23 protein-coding genes are annotated in these 18,313 nt (G+C 41.3%); 12 read left to right on the plus strand and 11 right to left on the minus strand.

Features of this window, described 5'->3' with window-relative positions; translation table 11 throughout:
* The first annotated feature begins 123 nt into the window (after positions 1-123).
* The 6 genes from H6G79_RS15825 to H6G79_RS15850 all read left to right on the plus strand — a co-directional run bounded on the left by H6G79_RS15825 (position 124) and on the right by H6G79_RS15850 (position 4,729).
* Positions 124-1,425, plus strand: coding sequence for an RNA-guided endonuclease TnpB family protein (locus H6G79_RS15825; RefSeq protein WP_190592501.1), 1,302 nt, complete (start codon positions 124-126; stop codon positions 1,423-1,425).
* Positions 1,426-1,466: 41 nt separating this feature from the next.
* Entirely contained in the window at positions 1,467-2,207 is a 741-nt protein-coding gene (locus H6G79_RS15830; RefSeq protein WP_190592447.1) for a trans-aconitate 2-methyltransferase, read from the plus strand.
* A 13-nt stretch (positions 2,208-2,220) separates the two neighbouring features.
* Positions 2,221-2,649, plus strand: a complete 429-nt coding sequence (locus H6G79_RS15835) for a GNAT family N-acetyltransferase (protein ID WP_190592446.1) — start codon at positions 2,221-2,223, stop codon at positions 2,647-2,649.
* A 1-nt stretch (position 2,650) separates the two neighbouring features.
* Entirely contained in the window at positions 2,651-3,115 is a 465-nt protein-coding gene (locus H6G79_RS15840; RefSeq protein WP_190592445.1) for a cupin domain-containing protein, read from the plus strand.
* A gap of 584 nt (positions 3,116-3,699) precedes the next feature.
* The gene (locus H6G79_RS15845) at positions 3,700-3,843 is read left to right on the plus strand and encodes a hypothetical protein (protein ID WP_190592444.1); all 144 of its coding nucleotides are present in this window, start codon (positions 3,700-3,702) and stop codon (positions 3,841-3,843) included.
* A 115-nt stretch (positions 3,844-3,958) separates the two neighbouring features.
* Positions 3,959-4,729 (plus strand): pentapeptide repeat-containing protein, encoded by a 771-nt coding sequence (locus H6G79_RS15850; protein ID WP_190592443.1) that lies wholly within the window; start codon positions 3,959-3,961, stop codon positions 4,727-4,729.
* Here H6G79_RS15850 and H6G79_RS15855 read toward each other — a convergent pair.
* From H6G79_RS15855 to H6G79_RS15875, 6 genes are all read right to left on the minus strand, one after another.
* Entirely contained in the window at positions 4,718-6,469 is a 1,752-nt protein-coding gene (locus H6G79_RS15855) for an FAD-dependent oxidoreductase (RefSeq protein WP_190592442.1), read from the minus strand. The genes H6G79_RS15850 and H6G79_RS15855 overlap by 12 nt on opposite strands.
* Before the next feature lie 109 nt (positions 6,470-6,578).
* Positions 6,579-6,974, minus strand: coding sequence for a type II toxin-antitoxin system VapC family toxin (locus H6G79_RS15860; protein WP_190592441.1), 396 nt, complete (start codon positions 6,972-6,974; stop codon positions 6,579-6,581).
* Positions 6,974-7,318, minus strand: a complete 345-nt coding sequence (locus tag H6G79_RS36780) for a type II toxin-antitoxin system ParD family antitoxin (RefSeq protein ID WP_190592440.1) — start codon at positions 7,316-7,318, stop codon at positions 6,974-6,976. Before H6G79_RS36780 ends, H6G79_RS15860 begins: the two co-directional genes overlap by 1 nt.
* A 38-nt stretch (positions 7,319-7,356) precedes the next feature.
* A complete protein-coding gene (locus tag H6G79_RS15870) occupies positions 7,357-7,656 on the minus strand; it encodes a hypothetical protein (protein WP_242048394.1) in 300 nt (99 codons plus the stop codon).
* Positions 7,644-7,766 (minus strand): hypothetical protein, encoded by a 123-nt coding sequence (locus tag H6G79_RS37335; protein WP_277877252.1) that lies wholly within the window; start codon positions 7,764-7,766, stop codon positions 7,644-7,646. The genes H6G79_RS15870 and H6G79_RS37335 overlap by 13 nt, the downstream gene beginning before the upstream one ends.
* Positions 7,763-7,963 (minus strand): type II toxin-antitoxin system VapB family antitoxin, encoded by a 201-nt coding sequence (locus H6G79_RS15875; protein WP_190592439.1) that lies wholly within the window; start codon positions 7,961-7,963, stop codon positions 7,763-7,765. The genes H6G79_RS37335 and H6G79_RS15875 overlap by 4 nt, the downstream gene beginning before the upstream one ends.
* A gap of 310 nt (positions 7,964-8,273) precedes the next feature.
* On the opposite strand from H6G79_RS15875, the gene clpS reads away from it, so the two are divergent.
* Positions 8,274-8,555, plus strand: a complete 282-nt coding sequence (gene clpS, locus H6G79_RS15880) for an ATP-dependent Clp protease adapter ClpS (RefSeq protein ID WP_190592438.1) — start codon at positions 8,274-8,276, stop codon at positions 8,553-8,555.
* Positions 8,556-8,751: 196 nt separating this feature from the next.
* Positions 8,752-9,582 carry a CPBP family intramembrane glutamic endopeptidase gene (locus tag H6G79_RS15885; protein ID WP_190592437.1) on the plus strand — a complete coding sequence of 277 codons (831 nt, stop codon included), beginning with the start codon at positions 8,752-8,754 and terminating at the stop codon, positions 9,580-9,582.
* Between the two features lie 136 nt (positions 9,583-9,718).
* Here H6G79_RS15885 and H6G79_RS15890 read toward each other — a convergent pair whose 3' ends face one another.
* Positions 9,719-10,396, minus strand: a complete 678-nt coding sequence (locus tag H6G79_RS15890; RefSeq protein ID WP_190592436.1) for a Uma2 family endonuclease — start codon at positions 10,394-10,396, stop codon at positions 9,719-9,721.
* A gap of 124 nt (positions 10,397-10,520) precedes the next feature.
* Between H6G79_RS15890 and H6G79_RS15895 the strand changes: the two genes are divergently transcribed.
* Both H6G79_RS15895 and H6G79_RS15900 read left to right on the plus strand, forming a co-directional pair.
* Positions 10,521-10,685: a hypothetical protein gene (locus H6G79_RS15895; RefSeq protein WP_190592509.1), complete on the plus strand. Its 165-nt coding sequence runs from the start codon at positions 10,521-10,523 to the stop codon at positions 10,683-10,685.
* Positions 10,686-10,784: 99 nt separating this feature from the next.
* Complete coding sequence (locus H6G79_RS15900) at positions 10,785-11,588, plus strand: Rpn family recombination-promoting nuclease/putative transposase (protein ID WP_190592435.1); 804 nt, start codon at positions 10,785-10,787, stop codon at positions 11,586-11,588.
* A gap of 189 nt (positions 11,589-11,777) precedes the next feature.
* Here the strand turns inward: H6G79_RS15900 and H6G79_RS15905 are convergent, their stop codons facing one another.
* The 3 genes from H6G79_RS15905 to H6G79_RS15915 form a co-directional block, all read right to left on the minus strand.
* On the minus strand, positions 11,778-12,416 hold the full coding sequence (locus tag H6G79_RS15905; RefSeq protein WP_190592434.1) for a pentapeptide repeat-containing protein: 639 nt from the start codon (positions 12,414-12,416) through the stop codon (positions 11,778-11,780).
* Positions 12,413-13,813: a DICT sensory domain-containing protein gene (locus H6G79_RS15910; protein WP_190592433.1), complete on the minus strand. Its 1,401-nt coding sequence runs from the start codon at positions 13,811-13,813 to the stop codon at positions 12,413-12,415. Before H6G79_RS15910 ends, H6G79_RS15905 begins: the two co-directional genes overlap by 4 nt.
* Positions 13,814-14,011: 198 nt before the next feature.
* The gene (locus H6G79_RS15915) at positions 14,012-15,586 is read right to left on the minus strand and encodes a photosystem II high light acclimation radical SAM protein (RefSeq protein WP_190592432.1); all 1,575 of its coding nucleotides are present in this window, start codon (positions 15,584-15,586) and stop codon (positions 14,012-14,014) included.
* Between the two features lie 567 nt (positions 15,587-16,153).
* Here H6G79_RS15915 and H6G79_RS15920 point away from each other — a divergent pair.
* Both H6G79_RS15920 and H6G79_RS15925 read left to right on the plus strand, forming a co-directional pair.
* Complete coding sequence (locus tag H6G79_RS15920; RefSeq protein ID WP_190592431.1) at positions 16,154-16,531, plus strand: DUF1830 domain-containing protein; 378 nt, start codon at positions 16,154-16,156, stop codon at positions 16,529-16,531.
* A gap of 143 nt (positions 16,532-16,674) precedes the next feature.
* The gene (locus H6G79_RS15925) at positions 16,675-17,136 is read left to right on the plus strand and encodes a DUF4079 domain-containing protein (protein WP_190592430.1); all 462 of its coding nucleotides are present in this window, start codon (positions 16,675-16,677) and stop codon (positions 17,134-17,136) included.
* Positions 17,137-18,026: 890 nt separating this feature from the next.
* Here H6G79_RS15925 and H6G79_RS15930 read toward each other — a convergent pair.
* Positions 18,027-18,212, minus strand: a complete 186-nt coding sequence (locus tag H6G79_RS15930) for an O-methyltransferase (RefSeq protein ID WP_190592508.1) — start codon at positions 18,210-18,212, stop codon at positions 18,027-18,029.
* Between the last annotated feature and the right edge of the window lie 101 nt (positions 18,213-18,313).

The following is an 18,313-nucleotide window of genomic DNA, read 5'->3' on the forward strand; positions in this document are numbered from 1 at the left end:
GCGCGTGAGTTGACGACAGTTCTGCGACCAAATTCTTCCGCAGGAAGAACAGGGAGCAGAACATGGAGGAAACGAACAAATCTTATGTTATACTCTTTTATAGCAAACGTAGTTCACTCTAATATGTTAAGAGTCGTCAAAGTCAGGTTATATCCAGATGTCCAACAACAGCAGTCACTAGCACAAGCTTTTGGCAGTTGTCGTTGGCTTTGGAATTATTGTCTGAACTTGATGAACCAAACATACAAGGAGACTGGTAAGGGGTTATCTGGATATGAAGTTAAAAAGATAATTCCCCAATTAAAGAAAGAGTATGATTGGTTGTCACTAACTTACTCACAATGTTTGCAGCAAGTTTGTTTGAACTTGGGTGTAGCATTTAACAACTTCTTTGAGAAAAGAGCTAAATACCCTAGATTCAAATCTAAGCATGGTAAACAGTCAATACAATATCCTCAAAATGTTAAAGTTGCTGATAATTGTGTAACCCTCCCAAAAATAGGAGATGTAACAGCAATTATCCATAGACCTATTGAGGGGAAAGTTAAGACTGTAACTATATCTAAAAACTGTTCTAATCAATATTTTGCAGCTATTCTGTTTGATGATGGTAAAGAAAAACCAGAATTAAACACAGAAGGTAAAGCAATAGGTATTGACTTGGGATTAACCCACTTTGCTATTACTAGCGATGGGTCAAAGTTTGATAATCCTAGAATACTGAGCAAGCATGAGAAGAATCTAAAACTTAAACAGCAACAGCTATCTAGAAAACAGAAAGGTTCTCAAAATCGAATCAAGGCTAGAAAAAAAGTTGCTAGAGTTCACAGAAAAATAACTAACTGTCGTGAGGATTTCCTGCACAAGCTATCTCGTAGGATAGTTAACGAAAACCAAGTTATTGTTGTGGAAAATCTTAATGTTAAGGGCATGATGCAAAATCATTGTTTGGCGAAGTCTATCCATCAAGTTGGATGGGGAATGTTTTGCACAATGCTGAAATACAAGGCAGAAATGGATGGGAAGATTTATCTAGAAGTTGATAGATTTTTCCCTAGTTCAAAAACCTGTCATGTCTGCCTTAATCAAGTTGGTAGTTTGCCGCTAGATGTAAGATTCTGGACTTGTGAACACTGCAACACAAAACATGATAGGGATATCAATGCAAGTATTAACCTTCGAGATGAAGGACTACGAATTTTGACATGCCAGTTGCCTCAAGTCGGGAAACCCGCCCACGGCACTGGCTCCTCTGGAACGGGGGATAAAGCGATGAAGTGTGGTCTTGGGGGTTTCCCCTATGAACAACTTCATCAAGAAGCCTGTCGCCCAGATGTAAGTCGAAGTAAGGGAGGACGAAAGAAATCCACTACTGCGTTTTCTGTTGGGCAGGAAGCCTACACGCTCTCCGCAAGGTCAGTGTAGGTAGTTCACATAAAATAAATTGCTGAAACTCAGGTCGCTATATGAGTGAATGGTATAAAGAAGACCTCGCCTTTATCCATGATGAGGGTTTTCGGGATTATGCGCTCAAATCAGCCCCCGGTATTTTAGAAATTTTCCGGCAAAACAACATTAACTCAGGTTTAGTCGTAGACTTGGGCTGCGGGAGTGGGTTATGGGCAAATGAACTGGTCAAGTCTAATTATCGGGTATTGGGAGTTGATATTTCAGAATCAATGATTGCGATCGCCCAAAAAAGAGTACCCCAGGCAAAATTTTATGTTGGTTCTGTCTTTAAAATTGCCATTCCCCCATGTCACGCTGTTACTTCCATCAGTGAATGCTTGAGTTACTTGTTTGATGCTGACAACAACCGCCAAAACCTGATTCAGCTTTTTCAGCGCATATATCAAGCTTTAGTTCCTGGTGGTGTCTTGATTTTTGATATTGTAGAAGCGGGACAAATCGCCGTTGGTAATAAAGCGAAAAATTTTACCGAAGGAAAAGACTGGGTTGTATTAGTTGAGAAAGAAGAATTGCGATCGCAAAATATATTAACCCGCCGCATCATCACTTTTCGCCAAGTCGGACAATACTATAGACGCGATGAAGAAATTCATCATGTGCAGTTATACCGAGCCACACAAATAGCCACAGACTTACGTAAAATTGGCTTTCGCGTCCAAACAACGCGCAATTATGGTAATTTCTATTTACCAAAAGGAAATGTGGCATTTATCGCCCGTAAACCCTTTCCTGATTAAAGATAATTTTCCCATGACTTATAAATTTGTTGACACCCTCACAGAAAAGCAAATTCATCAATTAGTAGAGTTATATCAAAAAGAATTTTGGAGTCAGAGACGGGAATATCTAGATGTTGTCAAAATGCTCAAACATTCAGATATTGTTTTAGGATTGATAGATAATAATGCAGAACTCATTGGCTTTACACGGATTCTCACTGACTTTGTTTATCGAGCCACTATTTACGATGTCATCATTAAGTCAACCTACAGAAACCAAGGGCTTGGTGCTAAGTTAATGGATGCAATTGTCCATCATCCCCAATTACATCAAGTCGAACAAATTGCACTTTACTGCTTGCCAGAAATGATGCCATTTTATCAGCGTTGGGGTTTCACAACAGAAGTTGGTAATCTCAACTTAATGTATCGATATCACCACTCCCATCAGGATAAATAACATGATTATCAATCCAGATAATGTTCCTAGCCGCACAACTTCAATTTACCCAGAAAAATTCCAACATATCGTTGCTGGGAGAGTTAAAAAAGCATTAGGAAATGCCGCCGGATTAAAAAATTATGGGGTAAATTTAGTCACCTTAGCACCAGGAAGTCGTTCTGCCTTAAGGCATTGGCATACTCGGCAAGATGAATTTATTTATATTATTGAAGGTGAAGCAACCTTAGTCACCAATGAAGGAGAACAAATTCTCACACCAGGAATGATGGCAGGTTTTCCTGCTGGCGAAGAAAACGGACATCACCTAGTAAATCGCTCTGAGACAATAGTAATTTATTTAGAAGTTGGCGATAGAACACCGGATGATGAAGGTTACTATCCAGACGATGATTTAATTGCCAAAGCAGGTGTAAATGGTGAGCGAATTTTTACAAGAAAAGATGGAACTTTGTATGAAAATTAATAGCATATCTTTATTGTTTTACTGGCGTAAGAAGCTTAAATAATATAGCAATCCTATTTGATTTGTGAAAATCGTGAGACTCAGATCCCCGACTTCTTCAAGAAGTCGGGGATCTTTTAGTTTACGAATGATTTAAGATTGCTATATATATTTAATCTGCCCTAAAAATCATTATTTATATACATCTCCTCTCATACCAATGGTATAAATTTCAATTTCACCCGAATCAACAGTAACTGTAAAAATAATTCTGATTTTATCAATACGTAGTCTATAAAAACCTTCCCAGTCTCCCTTCATCCTTATACCAATAGGACTTACGCACAGTCCAAGGAAAATCGAACCACAGAGACGCAGAGTTCGCGGAGAAATAAGAGTTTAAGAGGTTTTTTGCGTAAGTCCTAACCAATTCTATCCCCTGTTACCTGCTCTCCTATCTTCAGCAGTGACCTTGATCACACAAAAACCAGATATAAATCATTGAATATTAAGTAAGTCTAACATAGCCTTTGGGGTAATCATAACTTATACTTACTGTAAGTATAAGTTTCAATTATTGTGTGGTGGATGTGGGGGAGGGGGTTATGCTAGAAAAACTCTTACTTGCAACTCTTTTAACTTTAGTTTTGCGCTTAATTGCAGAGATAGGTTGGTCAGCACCCAGCAATACAAGTCAAAAAATAGATTTTTACCAGCCTGGAGATTTTGCTGTTATGCAAATTCATTAACTCATCTAGGCATCTTACTGAGGGCAAATTGGTCAAACTCTTCATATCATAGGCTGAAGTATAAATTTATAGCCTAATTGTGAGTTTTGAGCAGTAAATATTGCCACACCCAAGTATGAAAAGCCCAATTTTAGCCACAATTATATTTGTTGCCGCCATCAGTGGCGCTTCAAATGCCCAAGCAGCCAATCCCGAACATTTGACACAGTTATTAGCCACAAAACAATGCCAAAACTGTGATTTGACTGGTGCAGGTTTAGTTTTAGCTGATTTATCTGGGGCAAATTTAAGTGGTGCAAATCTCACTGGTGCGAATCTTAGTCGCGCTAATTTAGTTGGTGCTGATTTACGCGGTGCAAACTTAGCGGGTGCAGGCTTGTTTGGTGCGAACTTAACAGAGGCGAAATTCAATGGGGCGAATCTTAACGGTGCAGATTTAAGAAACACTTATTTAGGAAATGCGGAATTTACCAAGGCTTACCTCCAAGGAGCTAATTTTCAAGGTGCTATTGGTATCCCATTACAAATCGCTACCCCAGAAGAGTTTTATGCTTGGGGCATAGCAGAAGGGCAGAGAGGCAATCACCAACAAGCAATTAGTTACTTTAGTCAAGCGATCGCCGCTAAACCAGAATACGCAGGTGCTTACTTAGCACGGGGTATTGCTAAATACCAATTATTTGATCGCCAAGGTGCTTTCGCAGATGCCCAAATTGCCGAAAAGCTATTTAATACCCAACAAAATGGTGATGGAACCCAAACAGCCCAAGCGTTTATCAAAGAACTGCAAACGCCTTATAAAGAAAATGTGACTACAGGTAAACCCAGTTTCTTTGATTTTGTTGGTAGTGTTGGCTCAGTTCTGCTTCAGTTCTTACCTTTTTAATTGATCAACTAATAACCAATTACCAGAGAAATTGAGCTTTCCCCACACAGTGATCAATTGTCCATGTACAGCAATTTGTAGCTGTTCATCTATGTGCGATCGCAACGTTACTAGTTTCCAAGTCTGACCCTGATATGCAGATGGTTCAGTCACTAGGATTTGGTAATTCTGCTGATCTATACGTTGGAAAATCCCTGTCAAACAGTCACAATTTTGGGTTGATACTTCCTCAAGCAATGATATTTGAGGGCAATTACCACTTACAGGATAATCTTCGGGATGATCTAAATAATTTAGTTGCGTCGATAACCATTGTGAATGATTGGGGGAAAAATCTAGATTAAATAAAGGTGCGATCGCCGCAGGTGCTTGTTTATCCTGTAATAATGCTTCTTGTAAAGCCCTAACTGGTAAATCTCGCGGCTGTACACCCAACTCAACGCACATAGCAGCCGCCATACCAGCAGCTTGACCGATACCCATCACCACAGGTTGCAATCTTGTTGCACCATTAGCTATATGCGATACAGAAATATTTTTTTCACACACTAATAAACCGTCTGTAGTCGCCGGAACTAAACAACGGTAAGGGATAGTAAACGGCGTTCCCGTCCAGCGTCCGCCCCAACGAATTGATTTTGGTTGTAGTGGTAAATCAAACCCTGGATAATGATGGTCGTTGGCGTAGTTACCAACCGCAACTGCATCTGTAAATAAAGATGCAACTTGACCTCCAGCCACAGGTAAAATATCTTGTTCTCGAATGGTTGTGAGTCCTACTAAACGGCGACTTTCACGGTAATAGGGATGTAGCGCAAAAGCTGTGCCATTCCCAGGGAAAATTTTTTCAGCCAAACCGTAGCGGCGACCTAACTGATTTTGGATAAAATGAGCAAAATTTTGACTATACCAGCGACATTCCTGGAGAAACTCAGCTTTAGATGCTTCTGACTCTACCAAACGCCCGACACCTTCAGCGTAATCATTACCTTTGATGGGCCAGTTAATCATAAAGCGATCGCCCGGCAAGCGTCCATAATTCAAAAACTTCTCCGCACCATAGTTTTCCCAAGCTCCCGCAAACAACCCCGGATTATAATGAGGCGCAGCCGGAATTTCTGGTGCAACAGCATCACCAAAATCTTGCATCACTACTACCCAAGTTGGTGATTGCACTGGATATTTCTCTGTTAGGGCATGATAACTAGCTGGGGCGCTGGGTTCTCCCCATTCACCTTGCAACTCCCAACCCCAACGGTAAGGAATTTCCGCCAACGCCAATAAATCACCCAATTCTGTACCATCAAGAATTACCTTGGCGTGAACCGTAAAATCCGCAAACCGCACCCCAGTAACACAATTTCCCTCTTGTAAAACCTCTAGTGGGACTTGTCCAGCCATCCATTGCAGATTCGCCAAATCCTTTACCCAATCAGCAAAAATCGCCGCCCCCACAGCAGGATCATAACTAAAAAAACTCACCCAACTATTATCTAATCCTCCTGGTTGGCGATCGCCTAACTCTTGTAAAAACGCCCCCCACAACCCAGTTTGCCAAGCAACTAATTCATTCCCATCTGGTGCCGAAACTCCGGCTGAAGTCAGCATTCCCCCCAACCAAGCAAACTCACTAACCAAAATAGTTCTAATACCCCTTCTCGCCGCTTGAATCGCCGCCGCCGTTCCACCAGTTCCCCCGCCTACAACTAAGATATCTGTTGTATATATTTGATGACTCATAGTTTATATTTGTATGTTGTTATAATTATTTTTTGCTACAAAGGGTAAAAGAGCAAGAAAATAAATCCTAAACAACATCAATATAAATAAAGTTATTATTAATTTATTTCTAATTTTCTAACCAGTTTTCTAACTGTAAATTAGGAATATTAATAAAATCTTTGATGTTATTAGTTACAAGAATATCATCACGAGAACGAGCAACAGCCGCAATCAAAGCATCTAATTCGCCTGTAGGCTTCCCCATTGTTTTGAGTTCGCTTTGAATTTTACCAAATTCACAAGCTGCGTCTATGTCGAACGGTTCTATTATTAATAATTCCAGAAACTGCTGCAAAGTTTCTTGATTTTTGGTTAATTTTTGAGAATAATAAACACCTTTATAAAGTTCTGCAACTATAATTGTGGATAGATAACATTGACTAAAGTAGAGATTAAATTTACTCACGGCTTGGGTATCTGCTTTGAGCAATGCAATGCAAATGTTAGTGTCTAACAGATACATTAGCCGTTATCCTGATGATCAATTGAGTCTAGGCTTCTACCTTGATAGGCATGACGTTGCTGGTCAATTTCTGCAAATATTTCTGTTAAGTCTGGTTGATTTTTCCAAGCCCCAAATAGTTTATTTAATTTAGCTAATTTCTCTTCTGCTGTTAAATCTAATTGTGGTTGAGCTATCGGCTTTTCAACATTTTGCAATTGATGTAAACGTTTTTGCTTCCACTCGCGCAGTGCTTCACGAATTACCTCACTGCTACTAGCATATTCGCCTGACTCTACAGCATTACGAACCAAAGCTGCCATTTCTGGGGTCAGAGCTACACTGATTTTTTCGACGTTAGGCATAATAATACGTTCTTTTTGCTCTATAGTAGCAATTTTTCTTACTGTAGAGCATATTGGCTACTTGCGATTTGCACCAAAGTCAGGATGCTGTAGCTTCGACGGTGAGCAACTGCACAAATCAAAAAATCAGTATTTGAACCCTGGATACCATTGCTGCGACAAGTATTGAAAAACTCTGCGGCGAGTTCGTAGTCTTCAGCTATGAGTTCTAAATCTCTTAAAGCTTGCAGGTAATCTTGCAGACAGGTAAACTGTTCAAAATTGCGGATTCCAGAAAGAATTTCTTGCCGAATTGCGCCCAGCATTGCAACTTGGTCATCAGTGATTAAATTCTGCAATATTGCGATCGCCGAAGGCGGGCGCTCTGCGCCATCGCTCTTGAAGAATCAGGTGGCGTTCTTCGATGCAGAGCCAGTGACCAAACAGAGGTATCAACAATTACACTCATGTTTGCTGACGTTGGTGTTTATAGCCGTAGCCTGCATCATAATCAATAGTACCAAAGAGTTCTAACACTTTGAGCCGCTTGCGACGTTGAATATATTCGCGCAGTGCTGTTTCCACCAGAGAATCAATGCTCACTTGGTCGTCAAGTGCCAACGCCTCTTGTAGTAAGGCTTCGTTGATGTTGAGCAGTGTAGCCACAATTACTTCTGATCCAACAACTGACTAAATCGATAGTAGCGCACCCTGCTATGAGCGATCGCACTTTTCATGAGGATTTAGTGAGCGCGATGTCTAAATTACCAAATACTACTCACCTAGTCGCCCCAAAGGTAACATCATCTCAGCGACACAGAGGCTAACGGTGTGGAGACTATCTCAAAAACAAACCCTTGGATCAGCGAGAGTTTGGAATTTAATGTTATAAAATAAGTGAATAACTGTTAAGCTGTTAAGCGATCGCCAATAGGCATTCCGTTGTAGTAAATCATCGAAACAAGAGCAAAGAACCGTGTCAGTCGAAACCATTGAGAAGAGTTCCACATCCCGCAAGCTCGCCCCTCGGTATCGCGTTCTGCTCCATAACGACGACTACAACTCGATGGAGTACGTGGTGCAGGTATTATTAACAACAATACCGGGTCTCACTCAGCCCCAAGCTGTGAGCATCATGATGGAAGCACATACAAATGGGTTAGCTTTAGTCATTACCTGCGCCCTAGAACATGCTGAATTTTACTGTGAAACATTGAAAAATCACGGTTTATCCAGCAGTATTGAACCGGATGAGTAGTTTGAGTAGCCTTGGCGACTGGAAGTCGCGGCTACACAGACAAAACCCACACTTCGACATGGTTCGACTTCGCTCACCAGTCGCTCAGTGACTGCCTGCGTGGGTTAAAAACTCTAAATTTTTTTATTAGTCCGCGCAGGCGGACTTTGTTTGTATAGCTGCGATTTGTAATCGCTTGGTACTTTAACTACTTGGTATGAAAAACAACCTTACCCGTTTAGCTCAACGCCCTGCCCCTATTCGGCTGGGTTGTTTTATTTTAATGCTGTTGCTGCTATGGTTGCCTTTTGCTGCCCCAATTTACTTACTAGTGCGTGATGCTAACTTAGTAAGTATTTTAACAATGGTTTTACTGTATGTAGAATTTATTGTGCTGTTGAAACTATGGGGTAAATACGTTTACCAGCAACCTCAGATATTGCAGCATTATGGCTTGGACACCACGCCACCCAACAGAATAGATTTGCTGCGTGGTTTGGCTATAGGTTTTACTAATATTTGGCTACTTTTTGGCATAGAAAGTCTTTTAGGTTGGCTGGTATGGCAACAACCGAAAGTTTTCTTATTAAAAATAGTTATAGAAGGTGTAATTGTCGGCTTGGCTGTGGGTTTTGCCGAGGAGTTATTATTTCGCGGCTGGTTACTGGATGAATTAGAACGCGACTACAACCAGCGTGTAGCATTATGGACGGATGCTGTTGTCTTTGCTACCTTGCATTTTATTAAACCATTAGAGGCAATTATTCAAACTCTGCCACAGTTCCCAGCTTTAGTAGTTTTGGGATTAACGCAGGTATGGGCAAAGCGTTGGCGTAGAGGGCGTTTAGGTTTACCAATTGGTTTGCATGGTGGTTTAGTTGGCGGTTACTACATTATTAATGTTGGTGGATTAATTAAATATACGGGTGTAGTACCTGATTGGGTTACGGGAGTATATCAAAATCCTTTGATGGGGTTGATGGGGTTATTTTTGATGAGTGTTTTGGCGGTATGGATGAGCAGGAGAGGGAAGCGATCGCACCTTTGATAAGATAAACCTTGTTTTGAGTATTTAGCTGAAAACCCAAAAAATAAGTAATATCTACCAACAACACAGCACTATGAATCCTGATGATTCTTTTCTTACTGGACTCTTTGAGCGATGGAAATGCACTAGCAAGCGATTAATCAAGATTATCTGGGTCTATGCCAAGCAATCGCAACCTGTCTGCCATCTGTTGAGCGCGTTGTTCAGTTTGTTGAATCTTCTCGTACGGTGTAGGATAGCGTTTTCCTGACTGATCATACCAATAAAGCCATTCTCTAGTGACACCAGAATAATTCCCGCGATCGCATCCTATTCCTAAGCCAATTTCTGGTAGCCAAACCGGATTTCCTGCTTGCAATTCATACTTGCCCTTCACTAATTTATGCACTTCTAAACGCGGTTTGCGGCGACGGCGAGAAGAATAAATTACGTAATAAAGTACGCCTAAATTTGCATATTCATCTAATTTAGTTGTATATTCTTTCCGGTAAGTTTGAGATACCACTTCTAGCACTAAACTCGGTACAACTTTTTCTTCCCACAACGCATAACTAGGACGCAATTCCTCATCATAGAAACGTTCTACCCCTAAGCTTAAAAATCCATCTGGTACAATCGGTGGTTCATCGGGGTGATAATAAATACCCATATCTATACCAAAGAACCAGTCCATGCGTTCCGCCCAAAGTATCAGCAATATTGCTTTCAGCAAGCCTGGTATTAATTCTTGCAGTTCATTATCCACAGGCGTTTCATCAGAGTCGGGTAGTTCTTCGGCGCTTGGCAAGTACCTCGGCAGACTGTACTCTAACATGGCTGGTTTCCCTAAAACTCACTAAAATTATAGCGGTTAAATCTGATTATTACTTAGCAATGGATAGGTACTAGAGCGATCGCGCAGATAATCAGTAATTCAGAAATAATATTTGTATTTAAAATTGAAGCAAACGCGGGTTTATCAGGAAGCGAGAGAAGAAGGCAAAATAGAAGTTGTACCTAAGTTTTTAGCACTGGGTTTAACTGTGGAACAAATAGCACAGGCGTTAGACTTAGATGTAACACAAGTCCAACAAGTCGCACAGCAAACATCTCTTAATCAATAGCTGAGATGCAAAACATCACCCAGAAATGAAATTTGCCGTTATGAACCAAACATCATAATAGTAAAATCACAGTAGTCAAAAATCTGCTCAAACCTTGGTGTGAAAACAGACAGTATATTTTATCGCCTCTTTCAAGAATTTCCTAGTATCTTCTTTGAACTAATAGGCAACCCTCCCGAAATTGCCAATTCATATCAATTTGCTTCCGTAGAAATCAAACAAACAGCATTTAGAATTGACGGCGTATTTCTTCCCACCGAAGATAAAAAAAGTCCAATTTATTTTGTAGAAGTCCAATTTCAATCAGATGTAGAGATTTACTCCCGCCTAGTGTCAGAAATCTACTTATACTTACGCCAAAACAAATGTCCAAATCCTTGGCGGGGAGTAGTGATTTATCCGAGTAGAGATATAGATACAGCAGACAGAGAAAATTCCTTAGAATTCTTCCAGAGTCAACGTCTCAGGATAATTTACCTAGATGAACTAGGGGAAACGACATCATTACCCATAGGCATTGCTACGATAAAATTAATCGTTGAAACGGAAGATATAGCCATTAGTAGCGCCAGGGAATTAATTAACCGCACCCAGCAAGCCGTTAATTTACAACTACCACAAAAACAATTACTAGAATTAATAGAGACAATTTTAGTTTATAAATTTCCGACAATGAGTCAAAAGGAGATAGAAGCAATGTTTGGTTTAAGTGAGTTGAAACAAACGCGGGTTTATCAGGAAGCTAGAGAAGAAGGCAAACTAGAAGGCAGACTAGAAGGTAAACTAGAAGCTGTACCTAAGTTTTTGGCATTGGGTTTGACTGTGGAACAAATAGCACAGGCGTTAGACTTAGATATTACACAAGTCCAACAAGTAGTACAGCAAATATCCCCCAATCAATAGCTCAAGTTATGAGTAAAAAAGTCTCTTTCCTCGCCGATGTTGTGATAAAAGTATGTCAAATCTCTGTGGAATTGTATTTGATGATATAGCGATCGCTCTTGATGATTTGGATGGAAGCAATGACGCAATCCATTAGCTAGAAACAACAGTTTGCGTCTATGCGTGAGACTGAAATTCTTCTATAAATCCTTACAACCCATATTCAGCAATTGTCCCCACCAAACAAGCTTTATCTAACTTAATTCCGCTTAAATTTGCCCCCTCTAGCTCTGCACATAACAAGTTAGCACCTGTAAGATTTGCCCCCGCTAAATTTGCCCCCCGCAAATCAGCTTCTTCCAGATTTGCCTCACTTAACAATGTTCCTTGCAAGTCAGCACGGCTTAAGTCTGCGCCTTTGAGATTTGCGCCACTCAAGTTAGCACCACGCAAGTCAGCACTGCGTAAGTCAACGCCTTGTAGGTTGACGTTCATTAGATTCGCGCCACTCAAAAAAGCACCCGCTAATGATACATCACTCAAGGTTGCGCCCATCAAGTTCGCGCCGCGTAAATTGCTACCACGCAAGTCAGCACTGGTTAAGTCGGCTTGCATCAAGTTTGCGCCCATCAAGTTCGCCCGCAAGTCAGTTTCTTGCAGGTTCGCCCCCATTAAATTGGCTCCTTCTAAATGTCCACCTTCCAGCTTGGAACCCCGAAAATTAGTACCAACCAGGGTAGCGCCTGCAAAATTAATCCGGCTTAAATCAAGTTGATCAAGCTCTTCATCTTCTAAATTTACCCCTGACAGTTGTTTGAGGGTTCCTGACTTAATAGCTTCAATGTTCATTTGGGGTAACTACCAATCTCCTCATTACTCTTGCTATGACTATCCCAGCGAGTATCTAGTAACCACATACCGTTGCTGGCTTTGGTTGTCATCACGGGTAAGTCAAGTCCTTGTTGCAAACCCATGACTAACAAAGTTAGGGCATCTATTAGTTTAGGGTCAAAGCGGGTTGATTGTTGCTGTCGGCATTGGTCTAAAGCTTGAGCAAATATTTCTTCCCGACTTTGATGAGAGGATTTAATTTGATTGACTCGCCATTGAAACTCGGCGACTAATGCCAAAATTCTCGATTCTAGGGGAATTTCATCGCCAGCTAAACCTGCGGGTTCGCCTGTACCATTCCACCACTCGGTTTGGTGGGTGATAATTTGAGCCACAGCCCTCAGTCTAGACATGGTTCGCAATACCTGTACGCCTGGTACTAAAGGACAGGTTAAAGGACAACTGGGGGCTTGTTCTTCTGGGTAACGGTTGGATGTTCCGGGAGTCAGTACGCTTTCAGCTTTTTGTAGCGGATCTATGCGATGTAACAAACCTGCCAAGCGCAATCTTTTGATTTGCCAAGCTGGTAGTTCTAACAATTGTCCCATTGCTTCGGACAGGGCGACAACTTCTGCTGCTGCCATTGGGTTGTTGATATCGGCAATATCTATTAACTGCGCCATCCGCAAAAATGCTTGAATTTCGTTAGAAACTAAGTTGCGATCTAACGCTTGTTGACGCGGTGCTGTCGGAATAGATAAGCTTTCTTGCCCAGTTTGCAGGTAATCAACTACGCGAGAGACAACTGTACTTAAGTCTTCTGGTGCAGCTAAACGAGGCTGGATTGTTTCTTTATGGGTAATAAGTTTGGCGGCTAGTTCTGGGTTGTATTGTTGAATATGCGCGATCGCTAATTCTGCGGTTTCCTTCACTAACTCCGGTTCAAAAGTCCACAACCCGTAGAATTTCCGTTCTAAATCAGAATCTGGTAGCCCACCTGCACCATAATCAGCCTCAGATAACTCTTGACAAAGTACCATTGCCGTGTATTCAGGCGACAGAATAATTAAATGCCATTCCTGCGCCACCGGATCAGATGAATCTAATGCTACCAAGTCTACATTCGGTAATTTGCTGGTAGGATGTTCCGCAAAGCCAGCATCGGGGGATGCCATAATCACTATTTCCCGACTACATTTAGCTATGTCTGCATATCTTTCGGCTTCTTGCAAATACCATTTACCACGTTGGAAAGCGGTAATTACCAAGGGTTGACCCTGATCAGCTAAAACGTGGTCTTCGAGAGCATGACACAAAGCAACTAAAGTGTTTTTATAATACACCCCAAATCTAATTGGTCTAGTGCTATGGCGATGGGCGTTTTCCAGCTTTTGTAAAATCGAACCTTCTAACATAGGCGGTGGGGAGTAGGGAGTGGGGAGTAGGGAATAGGGAAGGTTGTTTTATACCCCATCCCTTGATTAATATCGTCTCCTGTTAAAGACTTATCATGAAGGCCGCAGGAGGTAGGGATGCAAGGGAGAGGGTTTTGTCGTTTCTGCACAAATTTGTCGAATCACCACTGATTAGCCGGACATGATATGACGTGTCTTCTATGATATGCCTGCTAATTGTTTTTCTTTTGGCTCAATTGGTGCGGAAAGTGCTGTTTCTAATTCCGCACAACCCAGCCTTGCTTCTAAAATCTTCATCACTTCCCTTCCGAAGTCATTGGGATTTTGTCGCCAAGCTTGTAAGCAGACTTCACCAAAGAACGAACCGAGGGGTTCTGGGTTCCACAGCAGTTTTTTCGCTGTCCACGGCATCAAGCTCATAGGATTGTACCCTGGTTTGAGGATGCCTTCTTTAAAGGCGTATTCTTCTAAATGGGTGTGGGGTTGTAGTCCGATAAAGAAAATTGCGGGTTCGACTTTATCTGCACCAAAGATGCGTTCTAGTTCGCGGTGGTAGGCGATGGTTTGGCGAATAGTTTCAGGACGTTCGTCAATCACATTAAAGGAATAATTGACAGAAACTAAATCGTTAAACCCGGCTGCTTTTAAATCACGACAGTTTTGTAAGACAGTCCGCAGGTTGTAACCCATCCGCATTTTGCGTACCAGTTCTTGAGAACCACTGGTAATGCCAATTTCAAAATAGTTCATCCCGGTTTTGGCCATTAAGTCGCACAATTCCGGCGTTAAATTATCGGCTCTAATGTATGCTGCCCAATGAATATCTGTCATCCCAGAATCCACGATCGCCTGTAATAATTCAATGGCATCATTGATATATTTCCGCGCTGGGATAAATTGGGCATCGGTAAACCAAAAGTTCCGCACACCGCGATTATATAGTTGTCGGATTTCTGCCACAACTTCATCAGCAGGATTGATACGTACTTGTTTACCTTCCACCACGGTATAAACACAATAGCAGCAGTTATGCGGGCAACCGCGCTTGGTTTGCACACCAATATAAAAGTCTTGGTCTTGCAGATAATAGTTAAACTCTGGCCAGACGCTTTCAATGTAGTCGTAGTTACAAGCGGTTTTTTGTAATGGGGTGGGTTGTTCGTGAATTAGGCGCTGGCGTGGTTGACCTTCCCCCACTACATAACAACGTTCATCACTAATTTCTCGCCCACTCAAGAATTTCTCCAGTAAGGTTTCTCCTTCGCCCACAGAAATAATTGTGCCGGAAGGTAAGCTTTTACCCAACTGTTCATAAAATACGCTGACTGCACCGCCGCCAACCACTGCACGCGCATCAGTATGGTATTTTTGGGCGCGTTTTAAACCGCGTTTGATTAATCCCAAATTACGCCACAACTCTACATAGTAGGCAATGAAGATGCGTAAACCACCCAAAGCCCCACGTAATTTAATCAGGGGATTTTTCGCGTAATAAAATTCAAAAGCGTTTTGCAACGGGTTGCCACCACGTCCACCCACGGGGGCATAAATTTGAATATCCCGCCAAGAAAATACTAACAGTGTCGGTTTAAACTCATCGATACAGCGATCTAACGCCGCAGCATAGTCTAAAGGGGGAACTGTCCCCAAATCGAAAATGCGCTGTTCGATGTTCGAGAATAGCTTGTGGACATGATCACAAAGATAAACCACCCCAATGGGAAAAATGGGGTTACAAGGAAGGCGAACGTAGAGAATACGATTTTCGATCATCAGAGTTTTAACCTTTATCTTGCCATTCTTTTGGGAAAGCGAGGGAAACGAAGCTTGCTTAGTTCTATTTATGACAATCTAGTTTGACTTGGGAGTTAATTTATGCTTTTACATTTTTCCGGTGCGGAATGGTGAAAAGGCCTAAATTAGCTTGGCATCAAACAAGGGAGATTGGTTTATGAATAAATTGTTCATATATCTTTACCATAACATTGAGTTTAATCATTAAGCGATGATCCCTCACTATCTCTTTAGGGATAAAAGTTCAGTCAAACTCATGAAAAGAAAGATACAAGCTTAATCTCCAGGTTGTATCCTCTAGGGAAAGTTAATTAATAACTTAGACAAAATTGTTACCAAAGCCAACAATTAAAAATTTTCCTTAATAATGTATAATTTTTTGAAAAGAGATTTTTTTTATAAAATTTTCATAACTTGAACATATCTTTAGATATAAATAACGTAGAAATTTTCAGTTGGTAGTCGGAGTTACAGCAACTGGGGATCAGCAGTGTTAGTCTGGGCTGGTGTAATATACAATGTTTGGCGTAAAGCTCCTCGGCAGTTATGGCTCAAATACTAGATTCTCTACCACCTGAGCAATCGGGAAAAATTCTCTGCTGCTACATTAATGCTACGAGCAAAATCCAGGTGGCTCGCATCTCTAATATCGCTAACTGGTACTTTGAAAGGGTTGTGTTTCCTGGGCAGCGCCTCGTGTTTGAAGCCCCGATAGAAGCTCACATGGAGATTCATACGGGGATGATGGCAAGTGCCATTTTATCGGATACCATTCCGTGCGATCGCCTTGCACTTCAAGAACCAAGCAGTAGTGATTTTAATACCGAATCATCTACCCTCGACCCTATAAGTAAAAAACCCATAGTTCAGTCAATTAATACCAAAAGCGGAGATACAACAAAACCTTTAACAATCGCTGGTTAATCATTAGCTTGATTAAGATAAAAAATTTGATCAAAAAAAATTTAAGGTTGCTGATATCAGCAACCTTTTCTATTGTGATGGTGGGTCGTCATCAATCCTTTGTTATTTGTCATTTGTTCCCAATTCCCCACTCCCCCAAATTTATGCACCTACCTTCTTTTCTCTGGCTATGGAAAATCGCCGCTTGGTCGATGGGCTTATCGCTGTTAGCATATATCATGTTAGCTGTCACCGGGATACTGATGTGGCAAGCGAGAAATTCCCAGTCTATGCCTAGTTTTCCTGGGTTTCCTGCGAGTCGTGGAGGAGTGCGATCGCTGCACTATACAATGGGCATTAGTATGGTGAGCTTAGTGTTATTGTTATTGGCGATCGGCATTATCGGCACATTAGGTCACTTTGGTTCACTAGGACATTCATCACACCTAATTGCGGGGCTAATAGTAGTATTTTTAGTTTTAATATCTGCCGTCAGCGCCACGCAAATTAACCCCAGCAGACCTTGGGTAAGAACTTTACACATCACTGTCAATATTATTCTTTGCGCCGCCTTTGCTTGGGTATCCTGGACTGGCTGGACTGTTGTACAAAAGTATTTACCCTAAAGCCAAAACTCGGAATTTTGTGTTGATTTCGGGTGCGATCGCCCTACACACTTCATGTATCATAATCATCACAGCAAGCGATCGCATTTACCCGCGTAGGTTGGGTGCAGCAAAGCGTAACCCAACATCATCAAGATTTAAAACTTTGTGTTCACTCTGGAGCGTAGACGCTTGCAGCTTGTCGTCAGTTATGGCCCAATACAGGTAGACTAAGGTTTGTCACCCAAGTGTACCGATGTTGAATGCAACTCAAAGAATTCTCACTAATTTCACCAGTAATTTAATTAGGTACGGTACTCAAAGCTTGAGAAACAGCCATCCCAGCAGAGACAGTTGATGATAGTCAAGATTTGAGCGATCGCCAATTACACCTACAGCACCAGATGGAGGAGTTGGAAAGAATAATCGCCAAAATTTCTGGAAAAGCTAATAGTAGGAAGGGTTAGTTTTACATTTGCTTACAATGTATTTATATCAAAGGTAATTGCACCTAATTGAGAATTGGGATTTAGGCGATCGCTTTGGGAGTTTTTGGTAAAAGCGATCGTAATTCATAACTGCGAATTAAATTAAACAATAACTGCGATCGCAGTTATACTGATCTTGCTAGTATCGCTCAAAAAGACGTACCAGAACTGTACGATGAAGTGAAGAAACGAGTTAACCTAGCCCTAACTCCTACTGGGATTGATAGATTAGATGCTATCGCCGACAGTATAAATTTAAGTCTGTCTGAATTTATGAAGAGAATAGGCAGAAAGCTGATTTCAGTCAATGTGAGTTCTCTGACCCAGAAGGATAAGCAAGCTATAAAAAAGCCCTAACCGAACTGATTGTTCTTTACCGTGAGCGATTGAGTAGTCAGGATCAAAAGAAACATTCTGTCGTACCTACATGAGCATTTCCACAAAAGAAGGAAAGTATTTATACAATTCTGCATAGGATTTAACATCCTTGAGGGGAATACAAATCCGTTTCACCGCATCACAATTATCTGTAGGCATTTGACTATCTAGATGTTGAATTTCCTTACAGCACCTACGGCTGTTATGAGGTACAGTAGCAGCAACTAGCAAACCAGTTTCTTAAATGTTGAGGATTTATTAAGTCGAGTGCAACTGAGATTAGTTTATCAACCATTTCTGTTGTAGTTGGAGCAAAATTGCGTAAAAAAGAT

Origin of the sequence: Anabaena sp. FACHB-83 (genome assembly GCF_014697485.1) — a bacterium.
Taxonomy (GTDB): domain Bacteria; phylum Cyanobacteriota; class Cyanobacteriia; order Cyanobacteriales; family Nostocaceae; genus Nostoc_B.

Excerpts from the sequence above, each read along its gene's own strand:
- H6G79_RS15910 (WP_190592433.1), bottom strand. The coding sequence starts at position 13,813 with ATGTTAGAAGGTTCGATTTTACAAAAGCTGGAAAACGCCCATCGCCAT.
- H6G79_RS15855 (WP_190592442.1), bottom strand. The coding sequence starts at position 6,469 with ATGAGTCATCAAATATATACAACAGATATCTTAGTTGTAGGCGGGGGA.
- H6G79_RS15840 (WP_190592445.1), top strand. The coding sequence starts at position 2,651 with ATGATTATCAATCCAGATAATGTTCCTAGCCGCACAACTTCAATTTAC.
- H6G79_RS15925 (WP_190592430.1), top strand. The coding sequence starts at position 16,675 with ATGCACCTACCTTCTTTTCTCTGGCTATGGAAAATCGCCGCTTGGTCG.
- H6G79_RS15890 (WP_190592436.1), bottom strand. The coding sequence starts at position 10,396 with ATGTTAGAGTACAGTCTGCCGAGGTACTTGCCAAGCGCCGAAGAACTA.
- H6G79_RS15830 (WP_190592447.1), top strand. The coding sequence starts at position 1,467 with ATGAGTGAATGGTATAAAGAAGACCTCGCCTTTATCCATGATGAGGGT.
- H6G79_RS15915 (WP_190592432.1), bottom strand. The coding sequence starts at position 15,586 with ATGATCGAAAATCGTATTCTCTACGTTCGCCTTCCTTGTAACCCCATT.
- H6G79_RS15825 (WP_190592501.1), top strand. The coding sequence starts at position 124 with ATGTTAAGAGTCGTCAAAGTCAGGTTATATCCAGATGTCCAACAACAG.
- H6G79_RS36780 (WP_190592440.1), bottom strand. The coding sequence starts at position 7,318 with ATGCCTAACGTCGAAAAAATCAGTGTAGCTCTGACCCCAGAAATGGCA.
- H6G79_RS15845 (WP_190592444.1), top strand. The coding sequence starts at position 3,700 with ATGCTAGAAAAACTCTTACTTGCAACTCTTTTAACTTTAGTTTTGCGC.
- H6G79_RS15835 (WP_190592446.1), top strand. The coding sequence starts at position 2,221 with ATGACTTATAAATTTGTTGACACCCTCACAGAAAAGCAAATTCATCAA.
- H6G79_RS15860 (WP_190592441.1), bottom strand. The coding sequence starts at position 6,974 with ATGTATCTGTTAGACACTAACATTTGCATTGCATTGCTCAAAGCAGAT.
- H6G79_RS37335 (WP_277877252.1), bottom strand. The coding sequence starts at position 7,766 with ATGAGTGTAATTGTTGATACCTCTGTTTGGTCACTGGCTCTGCATCGA.
- H6G79_RS15885 (WP_190592437.1), top strand. The coding sequence starts at position 8,752 with ATGAAAAACAACCTTACCCGTTTAGCTCAACGCCCTGCCCCTATTCGG.
- H6G79_RS15905 (WP_190592434.1), bottom strand. The coding sequence starts at position 12,416 with ATGAACATTGAAGCTATTAAGTCAGGAACCCTCAAACAACTGTCAGGG.
- H6G79_RS15920 (WP_190592431.1), top strand. The coding sequence starts at position 16,154 with ATGGCTCAAATACTAGATTCTCTACCACCTGAGCAATCGGGAAAAATT.
- H6G79_RS15850 (WP_190592443.1), top strand. The coding sequence starts at position 3,959 with ATGAAAAGCCCAATTTTAGCCACAATTATATTTGTTGCCGCCATCAGT.